14 protein-coding genes are annotated in these 15304 nt (G+C 59.7%); 9 read left to right on the top strand and 5 right to left on the bottom strand.

Annotated elements, in window-relative coordinates; genetic code table 11:
• Positions 1 to 44: 44 nt before the first annotated feature.
• Positions 45 to 515 carry a thioesterase family protein gene (locus CVE23_RS20835; RefSeq protein ID WP_100850263.1) on the bottom strand — a complete coding sequence of 157 codons (471 nt, stop codon included), beginning with the start codon at positions 513 to 515 and terminating at the stop codon, positions 45 to 47.
• A 226-nt stretch (positions 516 to 741) separates the two neighbouring features.
• Between CVE23_RS20835 and pldA the strand changes: the two genes are divergently transcribed.
• The 3 genes from pldA (at position 742) to rhtC (ending at position 4275) form a co-directional block, all read left to right on the top strand.
• The gene (gene pldA / locus CVE23_RS20830) at positions 742 to 1611 is read left to right on the top strand and encodes a phospholipase A (protein WP_049854256.1); all 870 of its coding nucleotides are present in this window, start codon (positions 742 to 744) and stop codon (positions 1609 to 1611) included.
• 152 nt (positions 1612 to 1763) lie between these two features.
• On the top strand, positions 1764 to 3593 hold the full coding sequence (gene recQ / locus CVE23_RS20825) for an ATP-dependent DNA helicase RecQ (protein WP_038664763.1): 1830 nt from the start codon (positions 1764 to 1766) through the stop codon (positions 3591 to 3593).
• Between the two features lie 61 nt (positions 3594 to 3654).
• Positions 3655 to 4275 carry a threonine export protein RhtC gene (rhtC, locus tag CVE23_RS20820; protein ID WP_038664766.1) on the top strand — a complete coding sequence of 207 codons (621 nt, stop codon included), beginning with the start codon at positions 3655 to 3657 and terminating at the stop codon, positions 4273 to 4275.
• Between the two features lie 133 nt (positions 4276 to 4408).
• Here rhtC and CVE23_RS20815 read toward each other — a convergent pair whose 3' ends face one another.
• A complete protein-coding gene (locus CVE23_RS20815; RefSeq protein WP_049854255.1) occupies positions 4409 to 4966 on the bottom strand; it encodes a TetR/AcrR family transcriptional regulator in 558 nt (185 codons plus the stop codon).
• A gap of 95 nt (positions 4967 to 5061) precedes the next feature.
• On the opposite strand from CVE23_RS20815, the gene CVE23_RS20810 reads away from it, so the two are divergent.
• Positions 5062 to 5547, top strand: a complete 486-nt coding sequence (locus CVE23_RS20810; protein ID WP_100850262.1) for an HPP family protein — start codon at positions 5062 to 5064, stop codon at positions 5545 to 5547.
• Positions 5548 to 5642: 95 nt separating this feature from the next.
• Here CVE23_RS20810 and rhtB read toward each other — a convergent pair whose 3' ends face one another.
• Entirely contained in the window at positions 5643 to 6263 is a 621-nt protein-coding gene (rhtB, locus tag CVE23_RS20805) for a homoserine/homoserine lactone efflux protein (RefSeq protein ID WP_100850261.1), read from the bottom strand.
• 113 nt (positions 6264 to 6376) lie between these two features.
• On the opposite strand from rhtB, the gene pldB reads away from it, so the two are divergent.
• Both pldB and yigL read left to right on the top strand, forming a co-directional pair.
• Complete coding sequence (gene pldB / locus CVE23_RS20800) at positions 6377 to 7366, top strand: lysophospholipase L2 (protein ID WP_100850260.1); 990 nt, start codon at positions 6377 to 6379, stop codon at positions 7364 to 7366.
• A gap of 52 nt (positions 7367 to 7418) precedes the next feature.
• Positions 7419 to 8216, top strand: coding sequence for a sugar/pyridoxal phosphate phosphatase YigL (gene yigL, locus CVE23_RS20795; RefSeq protein WP_038920476.1), 798 nt, complete (start codon positions 7419 to 7421; stop codon positions 8214 to 8216).
• Here yigL and glpQ read toward each other — a convergent pair.
• Both glpQ and glpT read right to left on the bottom strand, forming a co-directional pair.
• On the bottom strand, positions 8207 to 9289 hold the full coding sequence (gene glpQ, locus CVE23_RS20790; RefSeq protein WP_100850259.1) for a glycerophosphodiester phosphodiesterase: 1083 nt from the start codon (positions 9287 to 9289) through the stop codon (positions 8207 to 8209). The two genes, yigL and glpQ, sit on opposite strands and share 10 nt — an antisense overlap.
• 149 nt (positions 9290 to 9438) lie before the next feature.
• Positions 9439 to 10788 (bottom strand): glycerol-3-phosphate transporter, encoded by a 1350-nt coding sequence (gene glpT, locus CVE23_RS20785; RefSeq protein WP_100850258.1) that lies wholly within the window; start codon positions 10786 to 10788, stop codon positions 9439 to 9441.
• 300 nt (positions 10789 to 11088) lie between these two features.
• Here glpT and glpA point away from each other — a divergent pair, with 300 nt between their 5' ends.
• The 3 genes from glpA to glpC are packed head-to-tail and all read left to right on the top strand — an operon-like array spanning position 11089 to position 15171.
• On the top strand, positions 11089 to 12732 hold the full coding sequence (gene glpA, locus CVE23_RS20780) for an anaerobic glycerol-3-phosphate dehydrogenase subunit A (RefSeq protein WP_038920473.1): 1644 nt from the start codon (positions 11089 to 11091) through the stop codon (positions 12730 to 12732).
• Positions 12722 to 13972: a glycerol-3-phosphate dehydrogenase subunit GlpB gene (glpB, locus tag CVE23_RS20775; RefSeq protein WP_049854250.1), complete on the top strand. Its 1251-nt coding sequence runs from the start codon at positions 12722 to 12724 to the stop codon at positions 13970 to 13972. The genes glpA and glpB overlap by 11 nt, the downstream gene beginning before the upstream one ends.
• Positions 13972 to 15171 (top strand): anaerobic glycerol-3-phosphate dehydrogenase subunit GlpC, encoded by a 1200-nt coding sequence (glpC, locus tag CVE23_RS20770; protein WP_038920471.1) that lies wholly within the window; start codon positions 13972 to 13974, stop codon positions 15169 to 15171. Before glpB ends, glpC begins: the two co-directional genes overlap by 1 nt.
• Positions 15172 to 15304: the final 133 nt, after the last annotated feature.

Raw genomic sequence — 15304 nt, 5'->3', positions numbered from 1 at the left:
TGTCTTGACGCTGCGTGTCGATAAATCCCTGTTCGGTGTTCCCTTTAGCCAACGATGTAGGTGGCGATGGCGCTGGCGATATGCGACTGTTTTTCGTTATGCAATTCAGCCCGCGCCACGGCGATTTTATTGCCGCCGCGCAACAGCTGGCTGGTCAGGATAAAACGTTCGCCGCGGCCGGGGCGCAGATAATCCACCCGCAGGTCGATGGTGCCCATACGCGACAGCCGCTGATGAAGCTCCTGCTCGCTCAATGTGTCATGGCGCAGCAGCGCGCTGCCCACGCACACCAGCCCGGCAGCCACGTCCAGACCGGTGGCGATCACGCCGCCGTGCAGGATCTGCTGCAACGCGTTGCCCACCAGTTTGTTCTGATGGTGGAAACTCAGCGTGACCGCATCCGGCGAGAACGCCTCCAGCGTGAGTCCCAACTCCTGATTGAACGGCATCTGATAAATGAAAATATCGCTGACGCGCTGACGCAGCGTGTCTTGAGTGAGCGGTGTAGTAAGCATGTGTGAGCCTCTCTTCGCGCCTGTAGGGGGGGGGGGTGGTTAATTTTTATGTATTTATAGGTTAATGAGTTGTTATTTTAGGCGCCGTTATGCTTTCTTGCTACCGCTGGTCGATATAACAACAGGAAAACTGCGCGAAGCGGGTGACCTGTGTACACTATCCGCCGTCATTTCAGTTCGTTATCCAATTCACATAACTATCTTGACCCTTTGGGAGAATACGCGCATGTATAAATCAGGTGGGATGGCTGTTGCGCTGATGCTGGCGGCGACCGCCCAGGCTCAGGAAGCCCGCGTTCAGGAAATCCATGACGCTCCGGCCGTACCGGGCAGTATTATCGCCGGGCTGCTGCAGAAACATGACACGCCGTTCATACTCTACCCTTATGAAAGCAACTACCTGCTTTACACCTACACCAGCAACATCAATAAACAGGCGATTCAGAGCTATAGCTGGGCCGACGATGCCCGTAAAGATGAAGTGAACTTTCAGCTAAGCCTCGGTTTTCCGCTGTGGCGCGGCATTGCCGGGGAAAATTCGCTGTTGGGCGCGTCTTATACCCAGCGCTCCTGGTGGCAGATGTCCAACAAGAGCGAGTCTACGCCGTTTCGTGAAACCAACTACGAACCGCAGCTCTTTCTTGGCTGGGCGACGGATTACCGTTTTGCCGGCTGGACGCTGCGCGACGTGGAGATGGGGTTCAATCACCAGTCCAACGGGCGCGCCGATCCGACCTCGCGCAGCTGGAACCGGGTCTATGCCCGCCTGATGGCGCAGAACGGCAACTGGCAGGTAGAAGTGAAACCCTGGGTTCGTCTGAGCGACAGCGATGACGACAATCCGGATATTACCCGCTATATGGGGCACTATCGGGTGCGGGTCGGCTACCACTGGGGAGACAGCATTTTCAGCGCCGAAGGACGTTATAACTGGAATTCCGGTTACGGCGGCGGCGAGCTGGGATGGAGTTACCCGATCAGCGATCATGTCCGTTTTTACACCAAGGTATTCAGCGGTTACGGCGAGTCGCTGATTGACTACAATCACCGCCAGACCCGCTACGGCATTGGCGTGACGCTCAACGACATGTTCTAGCTCTGGTCGGCAGGACTGCGGGCCGTCGCAGAAAACCCGGCGACAGACGTTGCAGTTTTGGCGGGCGGCGCTGAAAATAGCGCCTGTTTGCTTTTTTCAAAAGCGGTGAATAACTTTTTCAGGGCAGTGAATAACGTGAAAGCGGTGAAGGCGTGTCTACGGCAGAAGTATTGAATAAAGAAACGCTGGCGATGCAGGTGCTGCGAGAAACCTTCGGTTACCAGCAATTCCGGCCGGGTCAGCAGGCAATTATCAATGCCGTCATCAGCGGGCGTGACTGCCTGGTGATCATGCCGACCGGCGGGGGCAAATCCCTGTGTTATCAGATTCCGGCGCTGGTGCTGGAAGGGCTGACGCTGGTGGTGTCGCCGCTTATTTCCCTGATGAAGGATCAGGTCGATCAGTTGCAGGCTTATGGCGTGGCGGCGGCTTGCCTCAATTCCACCCAGACCCGTGAGCAGCAGCAGGAGGTGTTCAGCGCCTGTCGCCGCGGCGAACTGAAGCTGCTATACATCGCGCCGGAACGTCTCACCACCGACGGGTTTCTGGAGCAACTGACGCACTGGAACACGACGCTCATCGCCATCGACGAAGCGCACTGCATTTCCCAGTGGGGGCACGATTTTCGCCCGGAATACCGCGCGCTGGGGCAGATCAAACAACAGTTTCCCGCTCTGCCGATTGTGGCGCTGACCGCCACCGCCGATGAAACCACCCGTCAGGATATCGCTCGTCTGCTGGATTTGCGCGACCCGCTGATCAATATCAGCAGCTTTGACCGCCCCAACATCCGCTACACGCTGGTGGAAAAATTTAAACCGCTCGATCAACTGTGGCTGTTTGTGCAAGGGCAGCGCGGCAAGAGCGGCATCGTGTATTGCAACAGCCGGGCCAAGGTGGAAGACCTGTGTGCCCGGTTGCAGAACCGCGGGCTGAGCGTCGGCGCTTATCACGCCGGGCTGGAAAACGACCGTCGCGCTCAGGTGCAGGAGGCGTTTCTGCGCGATGACCTGCAGGTGGTGGTCGCCACGGTGGCGTTCGGCATGGGTATCAACAAACCGAACGTACGCTTCGTGGTGCACTTCGACATCCCGCGTAATATCGAATCCTACTATCAGGAAACCGGTCGCGCCGGGCGCGACGGCCTGCCCGCCGAAGCGGCGCTGTTCTACGACCCGGCGGACATGGCCTGGCTGCGCCGCTGTCTGGAAGAAAAACCGGCCGGCATGCAGCTGGATATCGAGCGGCACAAACTGAATGCGATGGGGGCGTTTGCCGAAGCGCAGACCTGCCGCCGTCTGGTGCTGCTCAACTACTTTGGCGAAAACCGTCAGCAAGCGTGCGGCAACTGCGATGTTTGTCTCGATCCGCCCCGACGCTACGACGGGCTGGTGGACGCGCAGAAAGCGCTGTCCTGCGTCTACCGCGTCGGGCAGCGGTTCGGCATCGGTTACATCGCCGAAGTGCTGCGCGGCGCCAATAACCAGCGCATTCGCGAATTCGGTCACGACAAACTGCCGGTGTACGGCCTGGGTAAGGATAAAACGCAGGAGCAGTGGGTCAGCATCCTGCGTCAGTTGATCCACCTGGGGTTGCTGGCGCAGAACATCGCCCACCATTCCGCGTTGCAACTGACCGAGTCGGCACGGCCGGTGCTGCGCGGCGAAGTGCCGCTGCAACTGGCGGTGCCGCGCGTCATCAGCCTGAGCAAGCCGCGCGCCAGCCAGAAAACCTACGGCGGCAATTACGACCGCAAACTGTTCGCCAAACTGCGCAAACTGCGTAAATCCATCGCTGACGAAGACAATATTCCGCCGTACGTGGTGTTCAGCGACGCCACGCTGCTGGAAATGGCCGAACTGTTGCCGGTCACCGCCAGCGAGCTGCTGGCGGTCAATGGCGTCGGCCAGCGGAAACTGGAGCGATTTGGCGCCCCCTTTATGACGTTGATCCGCGATCATTTGGATAACGGCGACGATTGAGACGTGCTCAGTCTGCTGGCCGGGTCTTCGCCTGTTCTGGCATGTAAAAAAAGGAATGAATATGTTGATGTTGTTTCTCACGGTAGCGCTGGTACACCTGATTGCGTTGATGAGTCCGGGGCCGGATTTCTTTTTCGTCTCCCAGACGGCGGTCAGCCGTTCCCGTCGTGAAGCGCTGATGGGCGTCCTGGGGATTACGCTGGGCGTGCTGGTATGGGCCGCTATCGCGCTGATGGGGCTGCATCTGCTGCTGGAGCGTATGGCGTGGCTGCACCGTCTGGTCATGATCGGCGGCGGCCTGTATCTGTGCTGGATGGGCTGGCAGATGCTGCGTTCGGCTTTGCGTAAGCGTGAACAGCAGGAAGGCGACGTGATGGTGGCATTGCCGCAGCGGGGCAAAACCTTCATGCGTGGTTTTCTGACTAACCTGTCCAACCCCAAGGCGTTGATCTATTTCGGCAGCGTGTTCTCGCTGTTTGTCGGTGACGATGTGGGCGCGGCGGCGCGCTGGGGACTGTTTGCCCTGATTTCGCTGGAAACGTTGCTGTGGTTCAGCCTGGTGGCGCTGGTGTTCGCGTTGCCGGTGATGCGCCGCGGTTATCAGCGGCTGGCGAAATGGGTGGACGGCCTGGCTGGCGTGTTGTTCACCGGGTTCGGCATCCACCTGATTATCTCGCGTTAAATTCCACCTGCCTTTTTACCACTGGCAGGCGTTCGCGGTGCTGACTCCCGGCCGGGTCGCCGGGAGTGTTGCGCTCCGGCAGCCGCTGGAGTCGGCAAGGTCAGCAAGCAAGATAGTGCGTCAACCGCGCCTGTCAGGTCGCCGTCGTTAACCCGTGTTCCGCCAGTGGAATGCATTTTTCAGCGGCATCAGGGTCCTGACCGACAAAAGCCGCCACGATAGCCCCTTCTTTCAGCAAACACAGCAGGTCAATAAAGGCTTCACTCGCCGTGGGTAAATGCTGTTGCAGCAACCGGCGCACTTTCTGCTTGTGCTCACGGCAATATTGCGCGATCGGGCTGGAAGGATCGCGGATTTCCGCCGCCGTATTGATAAAAAAGCACCCATGAAATGCGCTCAGTTCCTTAACCTCTCCCCTGAACCAGTCGGTCAGCGCATGAAACAGACGTTGCACAACGTCATTCGGCGTCGCGGCCTGCGCCAGCGCCGAAGATAACCAGCTCATGAAGATCTGATCCCGGTACGCCAGCGTCGCGAGTACCAGCTCGTTTTTGCCGGGGAAATGGTGATAAAGGGTCTTTTTAGCGATCCCTGAAACCTCAAGCACTTCGTTGATACCGACCGAATTAATGCCTTTCTGATTGAACAATGCCAGGGCTGTAGTGATCAGTTGCTGTCGTTTGTCGTTCATAGCTGGCCTCCTGACGATATATTGACAAAGGTAGACCAATCTGTCTACTCTAAAAGTAGACCAAGTTGTCTACTTTTAGAGTCCAGGAGTAAGTCATGATAAAAAAACTGATTTTCCCGGTGGTATCGGGTGTCGGCGCAGCGCTGACCATTGGTCTGCTGTCGTATGTGGATACGCTGCAGTCAGGCTGGGTATTGCTGATGGCGCCTTTCGGCGCGACGGCGGTGCTGGTATTCGGGGTGCCGGCCAGTCCGCTGGCGAAGCCCAAAAATGTGATTATGGGGCATTTTATTACGGCGTTGATTGGCGTCTGCTTTGCGCAATGGACGGGCGTCAGCCCGCTGACGCTGGCACTGGCGACCGGGTTGGCGGTTAGCGCTATGCTGCTGACGGGAACGACGCATCCGCCCGCGGGCGCGAATCCGCTGCTGATTATGCTGACAGGACAGAGCTGGTCGTTCTTGCTGGCGCCGGTGTTGATGGGCGCCGTCATCATCGTTCTGGCCGGCAAGGCGCTGAATGTTCTGCGCGCACATCCGCTCTGGCAACGGTCAGTGGCCGGCGGGGAGTCACTGCGGTGAACTATTCCGGCGGGGAGGTAGGTGGTAAGAGTGCTGTCGAAAAAATCCATCTGTACCGCTCGCCGTACCTGCCGTGAGCGGTAACATCCTCAGATTCAGGCTTTGCGGGCCGTCGCCAGCAGCGCGCCGACCAGCATGAACAGCGAGCCGAAGGTCCGGTTCAGCTGTTTGAGCTGGCGCGGACCTTTCAGCCACAGCGCGATGCGCCGCGCCAGCGTGGCGTAGCCAATCATCACGATGATGTCGATCACGACGGTGGTGACGCCCAGCACCAGATACTGCATCGCCTGGGGCTGATGCGGGATAATAAACTGCGGGAACAGCGCGGCCAGAAACACGATGCTTTTCGGGTTGGTTAGATTGACCAGAATCGCCCGTTTGAACAAACGACGACGCGGCATACTGTTAGCCAGCGTTTGCAGGTCCAGCGAACCGGCGCTACGCCATTGCTGGATGCCAAGCCAGATCAGGTAAGCGGCGCCGAACCATTTCAGCAAATCAAACGCCAGCACCGACTGAGATAACAACGCCCCCAGACCGATCCCCACCAGTACGATATGAATAGCCAGGCCCAGTTGCAGCCCGGCGATGGACGCTATCGCGCCGCGGTAACCGTGGCTGATGCTGGTGCTCATGGTATTGATGGCGCCGGAACCGGGCGACAGGCTTAGAATCAATGTGGTGACGAGGTAGGTTAACCACCAGTCCTGGGTCATGGCTGAATGCTCCCTGATTGCGGTTTTTTATGCCACAATACGCCAATGCCCGTCTTTGTGCCATAGCTCACAAAAATCAATCCGTTCGGCATGATTTACCTCGGGAGAGCCTGATGAATCCTTATCCGGAGTGCCTGCTGACAAGGGAATGGCAGTACGCCGCATTCGCTACCGGGCCGTTGCTGGATTTCTGGCGACAGCGTCAGGAAGGGATGTTCATCGGCGTGGATGACGTGCCGATTCGTTTCGTGCGTTTTAGCTCACTGTCGCACTCGCATCTGGTGGTGGTGTTGCCCGGCCGCACTGACAGCTACGTAAAATATGCCGAGGCGGCCTACGACCTGTTTCAGTGCGGTTACGATGTGCTGATGATGGACCACCGTGGACAAGGGCGCTCCGGCCGGTTGCTGAAAGATAGCCATCGGGGGCATGTGCGCCGCTTTTGCGATTATGTGGACGACGTGGCGACGCTATGGCAACAACAGGTGGCGCCGGGACAGTATACCAAACGGTTCGCGCTGGCCCATTCGATGGGCGGCGCGATTCTGGCGCAGTTTCTGGCGCGCCAGCCGCAGACGTTCGATGCGGTCGCGCTCTGTGCGCCGATGTGCGGCATTCTGCTGCCGATGCCGCGCTGGCTGGCCTGGCGTATTCTGGACTGGGCCGAGCGTTACCCGGCGATACGGGACTATTACGCCATCGGCACCAGCCAGTGGCGTCCGTTGCCGTTTATGGTCAATGTGCTGACCCACAGCCATGCGCGTTATCGTCGCCACGTGCGTTTTTATGCCGACGACCCGGATTTGCGCATCGGCGGCCCGACCTATCACTGGGTGCGGGAGGCGCTGCAGGTGGAAACACAACTGCTGCAACAGGCGCCGGCGATCACGACGCCGCTGCTGCTGTTGCAGGCAGAAGAGGAGCGGGTGGTGGACAATGGCTGTCAGGACGCTTTTTGTCAGGCGCTGGCGACAGCCCACCCGTGTGCGGATGGTCATCCTTATGTCATTCGCGGCGCCCGCCACGACATTCTGTCGGAAAAGGATGCGATGCGGGCCGAGGCCTTCGGGCGGATTTTGCGACACTTCAACGATTATCATTAATACGTCTGTGCGGCCAGGCCGCCCGGCACCAGCGGAGGTTGGATTTCAACGTATGTACCCGATTGTTGCTTCCGATTTGGATGGCACCCTGCTGTCACCCGATCACACCCTGTCACCCTATGCCAAAGAAACCCTGCGTCTGATGACGGAACAGGGCGTCCATTTTGTTTTCGCCACCGGGCGTCACCATATGGATGTGGCGCAGATCCGCGATAATCTGGCGATCAGCGCCTACATGATTACGTCTAACGGCGCGCGGGTGCATAACACCGACGGCGAGCTGATTTTCAGTCACAATCTGGACCGCGACATCGCCCACGATCTGTTCGGCATGGTGTATCACCATCCGGAAATTCTGACCCACGTTTATCGCGGCGATGAGTGGTTCCTGTGCCGCTCCCGCCCTGAAGAAGAGCGCTTTTTTACCGAGACGGTGTTCCGCTACAAACTGTTCGACCCGGAAACGCTGGGTACGGACGGCGTCGGCAAAGTGTTTTTCACCTGTGAAGATCACGACAAGCTGCTGCCGCTGGAAGAAGCGCTCAACGCGCGCTGGGGCGACCGGGTGAACGTCAGCTTCTCCACCCTGAGCTGTCTGGAAGTGATGGCGGGCGGCGTATCCAAAGGTCATGCGCTGGAGCAGGTCGCCAAAATCCTCGGTCATACCATCAAAGACTGCATCGCCTTCGGCGACGGCATGAACGACTATGAAATGCTGTCGATGGCGGGCAAAGGCTGCATCATGAGCAATGCCCACCAGCGACTGAAGGATATGCTGCCGAACAACGAGGTGATTGGCACCAACATCGATCAGGCGGTGCCAAAATACCTGCGTCGTCTTTATCTCTGAGACGGCCGGGAATCCTGCGGTGAATGCAGGAACGACACGGCTTTGTCGGGGAAGTCGGTGAACAGGCCGTCGACATCGGCCTGACGGTAGAGCAGCGCATAGAGCGCGTTCACGTCGGCGACGTACTTCGGCAACCGGTCAGCCCGCACCGTGTAGGGGTGCACCACTATGCCGCTGGCGTGCGCCTCTTTCACCAGCGGACTGACGGCGACCTTGCCCGCGTCGCCGCTGAGCAGCATGTGATAGTCGGGGCCGACGCCGTCGGCGTAGCGGGCGATTTTCTGCATCGCGCCCGGTTTGAGCATCCAGTCGTAGTCATAGTTGACCCAGCGGCCGTCGGGTTGTTGCTGCTGGGTTTCCTGCCAGCGGGTTTCGGCGATCAGTTGCACCAGTTTCAGGTCCATCCCCAGCGCCGGTTCCAGTTCGGTTTTGATGCGTTGCAGCTCGTTGGCGTCAAAGCATTGCAGGTAAACCCGGTCGCTTTTTTGGCTGTAACCGTACTGTTTGAGCACCTCCAGCACCACGCGGGATATATCTTTGCCCTCCTGACGGTGGAACCACGGCGCTTTGATTTCCGGGTAGATGCCGATGTTTTTGCCGGTCGAGTGGTTCAGCCCCTGAATGAATTCGATTTCATCCTGAAAGGTGTGAATGCGAAAGTCCGATTTGCCCATCGGGAAGCGATTCGGGTAGCTCTGCACCGGCTTGCCGTCTTTCAGGTCAAACCCTTCGGTGAATTTAAGCGAACGGATTTCCGCCAGCGTAAAATCGATGGCGTAGTAACGGCCGTCAGCCCGCGCCCGGCCGGGGAAACGCTCGGCGACGTCGGTGACGCGGTCAAGGTAGTGATCGTGCAGCACCACCAGCGCGTTGTCCCTGGTCATGACCAGATCCTGCTCCAGATAGTCCGCGCCCTGCGCGTACGCCATCGCCTTGGCGGGCAGGGTATGTTCCGGCAGGTAGCCGCTGGCGCCCCGGTGGGCAATCACGATTTTATCGCCGGTCTGCGCCAGCACGGAGAGGGACATCGCCAGCGTCATGCCGGCCAGTAAAGGCTTGAACAGAGGATTCATGTCAGCGTCCTTTTTCAGTGGGAGAAAGAAAAGCTGTGTGAGTCGATGTGTTGAAAATGGCGTTGATAACTCCCCGCCGGCCCGGCATGGTCCGGCGGGGATAAAGCGCATGGTTACCGTCGTCAGTAAACCACGGCTGGATGACAGAATCAGGCGCGTTGCGCCAGTTCTTGCTTGTGTTTCTTCTCGTTGATCATGGTCAGGATCAACAACAGTACCGCCAGTACGCTGCCGCCGATCATCACCAGGAAGCCGCCGTTCCAGCCGAAGAAGTCTACGGTGTAGCCGACGATGGCGCTGGCTGCCACCGAACCGCCCAGGTAACCGAACAGGCCGGTGAAGCCGGCGGCGGTGCCGGCGGCTTTCTTCGGCGCCAGTTCCAGCGCATGCAGGCCGATCAACATCACCGGGCCGTAGATCAGGAAGCCGATGACGATCATGCAGAGCATGTCCACGCCGGGATTGCCCGCCGGATTCAGCCAGTACACGATAGTGGCGATGGTCACCAGACTCATGAAGAACACGCCGGTGGCGCCGCGGTTGCCCTTGAACACCTTGTCGGACATCCAGCCGCACAGCAGCGTGCCTGGAATACCGGCGTATTCATACAGGAAATAGGCCAGCGAAGACTTATCCAGCGCAAAGTGCTTCACCTCTTTGAGATAGGTCGGCGACCAGTCGAGAATGCCGTAACGCAGCAGGTAGACGAACACGTTGGCAAAGGCGATGTACCACAACAGTTTGTTGGGGAACACGTACTGCATGAAGATTTCTTTGGCGGTCAGCTCCTGTTCGTCTTTCTCGCTGTAATCTACCGGATAATCGTTTTTGTATTCTTCGATCGGCGGCAGACCGCAGGACTGCGGCGTGTCGCGCATCATGGCGAAGGCGAACAGCGCCACCAGAATGGCGGCGAACGCCGGCATATAGAGCGCGGCTTTCCAGTCATTGAACCAGGCCATCCCCAGCAGGAACAGCAGCGGCGGGATGCCGCCGCCCACGTTGTGGGCGCAGTTCCAGACGGAAACGATGCCGCCGCGTTCTTTCTGCGACCACCAGTGCACCATGGTACGGCCGCACGGCGGCCAGCCCATGCCCTGAAACCAGCCGCAGACGAACAGCAACACGAACATCACCATGATGCTGGAAGTCGCCCACGGCACGAAGCCCATAAACAGCATCACCGCCGCCGCCAGAATCAGGCCGGCGGGCAGGAAGACGCGCGGGTTGGAGCGGTCGGATACCGAACCCATGATGAATTTGGAAAACCCGTAGGCGATGGAAATGCCGGACAGCGCGAAACCCAGATCACCCTTTGAGAACCCCTGCTCGACCAGATAAGGCATCGCCAGCGCGAAGTTCTTTCTGACCAGATAGTAGGCGGCGTAGCCGAAAAAGATCCCCAGAAAAATTTGCCAGCGCAGACGACGGTAGAGCGGATCCACCCGATGTTCCTCTACGCGCGGACGATGTGCCGCAGGCTTGAAAATACTCAGCATAAATAAACGATCCCCGATAGTTATGTTCTATAACGCTCGCCAGCGTAGCGAATACGCGTGATGTTCAGTGTGAGTAAACGCGCAATTGTTACACTTTTATGACGAGGTGGGTCATTTTGAGCTGTGAGTAACACAAATGAAATAACCATTTTTCATTTCTGAGTGATTTGAATCACATATTTGTCGTCTCATCATCGTTTAATTTTCGTTTTTTGAGTGTTTTTGTTCTTTATCAATCATTGTGGCGGCGGTTTGTGTCCCACTACATACAGACATGATCCGGATTGAGGTGGGACGGTAATGGCGAACAACGGTTTGCGACGTGAAACGGATGTGGTGATTATCGGCGGCGGCGCCACCGGCGCGGGGACCGCCCGCGACTGCGCGTTGCGCGGTTTGCGGTGCCTGCTGCTGGAACGGCACGACATCGCCACCGGCGCCACCGGTCGTAATCATGGGTTGTTGCACAGCGGGGCGCGCTATGCGGTCACCGATGCGGAGTCCGCTCGCGAATGCATTGAAGAAAACCAGATTCTGCGGCGCATCGCCCGCCACTGTATTGAGCCGACCGACGGCCTGTTTCTGACGCTACCGCAGGATGACCTCGACTATCAGGCGCGGTTTGTCGCCGCCTGCCGACAGGCGGGGATCCCGGCGCAGGCGATCGATCCGCAGGAGGCGCTGCGACTGGAACCGGCCGCCAATCCAGCCTTGATCGGCGCAGTGAGGGTGCCGGACGGTACCGTGGATCCGTTCCGGCTGACCGCCGCCAATATGATCGACGCCTGCGAACATGGCGCGGAAGTGCTGACCTACCACGAAGTGATCGGGTTGATTCGTCAGGGCGATCGTGTCACCGGCGTGCGCGTTTTCGACCACAAACGCCATGTCGCCAGTGAAATTTATGCGCAAGTGGTGGTGAACGCGGGCGGCATCTGGGGGCAGCGCATCGCTGAGTACGCCGATCTGACTGTGCGCATGTTTCCAGCCAAGGGCGCGCTGCTGATTCTGGGGCACCGCATCAACAACCGGGTGATCAACCGCTGCCGTAAACCGGCGGACGCCGACATTCTGGTGCCGGGCGACACCATTTCGCTGATTGGCACCACCTCGACCCGCATCGACTATGACCAAATCGACCACATGACCGTTACCCCGGCGGAAGTCGATACCCTGATCCGCGAAGGCAGTCTGCTGGCGCCGCAACTGGCGCAAACCCGCATTCTGCGTGCCTACGCCGGGGTGCGGCCGCTGGTGGCGAGCGACAACGACCCGTCCGGGCGCAGCGTCAGCCGCGGCATTGTGCTGCTGGACCACGCCAGCCGGGACGGGCTGGAAGGGTTTGTCACCATCACCGGCGGCAAGCTGATGACCTACCGGCTGATGGCGGAATGGGTGACGGACAAAGTATGCGAAAAGCTCGGCCACCGGGCCGAATGCGCCACCGCGTCACGGCCGTTGCCGGGGTCGGAAACGCCGAATCCGGACACGCCGCAGGCCGCATCGGCGCTGTCGGCGCCGTTGCGCGGTTCTGCGATTTATCGCCACGGGCATCGCGCCGCGCCGCTGGTGTCCGGCCAGCGGGTGGACAGCAGTCTGGTGTGCGAATGTGAAGCGGTGACGGCGGGCGAGGTGCGTTATGCGGTGGAGTCGCTGCAGGTCAACAACCTGACTGACCTGCGCCGCCGTACCCGCGTCGGCATGGGCACCTGTCAGGGGGAACTGTGCGCCTGTCGCGCGGCCGGTCTGTTGTGCCGGCTGGGACAGTCCACGCCGCATCAGGCGGTGTCGCAACTGAGCCAGTTTCTCAACGAGCGCTGGAAAGGCATGCGCCCCATCGCGTGGGGGCACACGCTGCGGGAAAGCGAATTTACCAGCTGGATTTATCAGGGGCTGTGCGGGCTGACCGAAAGCCGGGAGCAGGAGAACAGCGATGCGTTATGACGTGGTGATAATTGGCGGCGGGCTGGCCGGGTTAGCCTGCGGCATTCGCCTGCAGGAGCAGGGTAAACGCTGCGCCGTGGTCAGCGTCGGGCAAAGCGCGCTGACCTTTGCGTCCGGCGCGCTGGATCTGCTGGCGACGCTGCCGGACGGCACGGCGGTCGACCAGCCGTTAGCGGCGCTGGATGCGCTGGCGGCGCAGGCGCCGCATCATCCTTATACCCTGATGGGTAAGGCGCGCGTAAACCAACTGGCGTCGGACGCCGAAGCGTTGCTGGCGCGCTGCGGGTTGTGGCTGCGAGGGGAAAGCGGGGGCAATCATCAGCGTCTTACGCCGTTGGGCAAGTGGCATCCGTGCTGGCTGAGCCCGTCGGATAGCGTAACGCGCGGCCTGCCGGGGTCGCCGGCGTGGCGTCAGCCGCTGGTCGCCGGTATCGACGGCTTTATGGATTTTCAATCCCGGCTGGTGGCCGGGGAACTGCAAGCGCAGGGGATTGCCGCCCGCGCCGACGATCTGCACTTGCCGTTGCTGGATGCGTTGCGGCAAAACCCCAGCGAGTTTCGCTCGCTGAATCTTGCCCGGGTGCTGGATACCCCGACGGGCGTGGCGGCGCTGGCGGAGGAACTGCTGACGCGATCGAACGGCAATGACGCGGTGATACTACCCGCTTGTATCGGGCCGGACGCGCAGGCGCGGCTAAATGCCGCGCTGGGTAAACCGGTGGGACTGCTGGCGACGCTGCCGCCGTCGTTGCCGGGCATGCAGTTGCATCAGGCGCTGCTGGGCCGCTTTCGTCAGATTGGCGGCACCGTGATGCCGGGGGACCGGGTGTTGTCGGCGCAGCCGCAAGAAGACGGCGTGGCGCTGTATACCCGCAGCCACGGCGAAATACCGCTGCGAGCCGGTCATGTGGTGCTGGCGAGCGGCAGTTTTTTCAGCAACGGTCTGGTGGCCGAGCGCGATCGGGTGGTGGAGCCGGTGTTCGGGCTGGACGTGGATTTCCTGCCCACGCATGAAGACTGGAGTCGGCCAAATCTGTTCGCCGCTCAGCCGTACCTGCAATTCGGCGTAATGGTGGATGAATGCCTGCACCCGGCTATTAGCGGCCGTGTCCAGCCCCGTTTGTACGCGATTGGTTCGGTATTACGCGGGTATGACCCGTTGCGTCAGGGGTGCGGCGGCGGGGTGTCGCTGTTGACCGCGTTGTACGCCGCTGAAATGATCGTAAGGGAGAGCCTGTGATGAGCCGGTCTGACACCAGTTTCGAAAACTGCATCAAATGCACCGTCTGCACCACCGCCTGCCCGGTGGCGCGCGTCAATCCGCTCTATCCGGGGCCGAAGCAGGCTGGGCCGGATGGCGAACGGCTACGGCGTAAAGACCCGGCGTTGTTTGATGAAGCGCTGAAATATTGCACCAACTGCAAGCGGTGCGAGGTAGCCTGCCCGTCGGATGTGCACATCGGCGACATCATCCAGCGCGCCAAAGCCAGCCATAGCCAGCATCGCCCGACGCTGCGCGACGCCATTCTCAGCCACACGGATCTGATGGGTACCGTCGCCACGCCGTTTGCGCCGCTGGTGAACACCCTCACCGGGTTAAAACCGATGCGCCAACTGCTGGATAAGGCGTTGAAAATCGACCATCGCCGCCAGTTGCCGCGCTATTCCCACGGCACTTTCCGCAGCTGGTATCGCCAGCAGGCGGCGCATCAGTTGCAATTTGCCGAACAGGTCGCCTATTTTCACGGCTGCTACGTCAACTACAACCACCCGCAGCTGGGGCGCGATCTGATTCGTGTGTTTAACGCGATGGGGGTCGGGGTGCAGCTGCTGACCAAAGAGAAGTGCTGCGGCGTGGCGCTGATCGCCAACCGTTTTCTCGACAAGGCGCGCAAGCAGGCGCGTTTCAACCTGGCTTCGCTGGATGACGCCATCAACAGCCGGGGGCTGCCGGTCATCGCCACCTCGTCCAGTTGCACTTTTACGCTGCGCGATGAATATCCCCATCTGCTGGGGCTGGACAACCAGCATGTGCGCGACGGCATCGAACTGGCGACGCGTCACCTTTATCGCTTGCTGGAGCAAGGCCGGACGCTGCCGTTGCAGCCTTTGCCGCTGCGGGTGGTGTATCACACCCCTTGCCATCTGGAGCGTATGGGATGGACCGCGTATACCCTCGAACTGCTGCGGCGGATTCCAGGGCTGGAGTTGCAGGTGCTGGATTCCCAGTGTTGCGGCATCGCCGGGACCTATGGTTTCAAGAAGGAAAACTACGATACCGCGCAGGGGATTGGCGCGCCGTTGTTCCGGCAGATTGACGCGAGCGGCGCCGATCTGGTGATCACGGATTGCGAAACCTGCAAATGGCAGATTGAAATGTCCACCGGCAAACCCTGCGAACATCCCTTCAGCCTACTGGCTAAAGCGCTGCCGGCGTAAATGGTTTTAGTGGGGCCGCCCTCGCTGTTTTTCCAGGAGAGGGCGGCCGTTTTTCTATTCCCGCGCATTACACATGGTTAAATGTTAACCATTTGATTCTGAAAAAATAATCTTGTATGCCTGTAGCGAAATG

This window comes from Dickeya fangzhongdai, from assembly GCF_002812485.1.
Lineage (GTDB): Bacteria > Pseudomonadota > Gammaproteobacteria > Enterobacterales > Enterobacteriaceae > Dickeya > Dickeya fangzhongdai.
The sequence above is the reverse complement of the archived record's forward strand: the minus strand, read 5'-3'. Positions and strand labels throughout refer to the sequence as shown.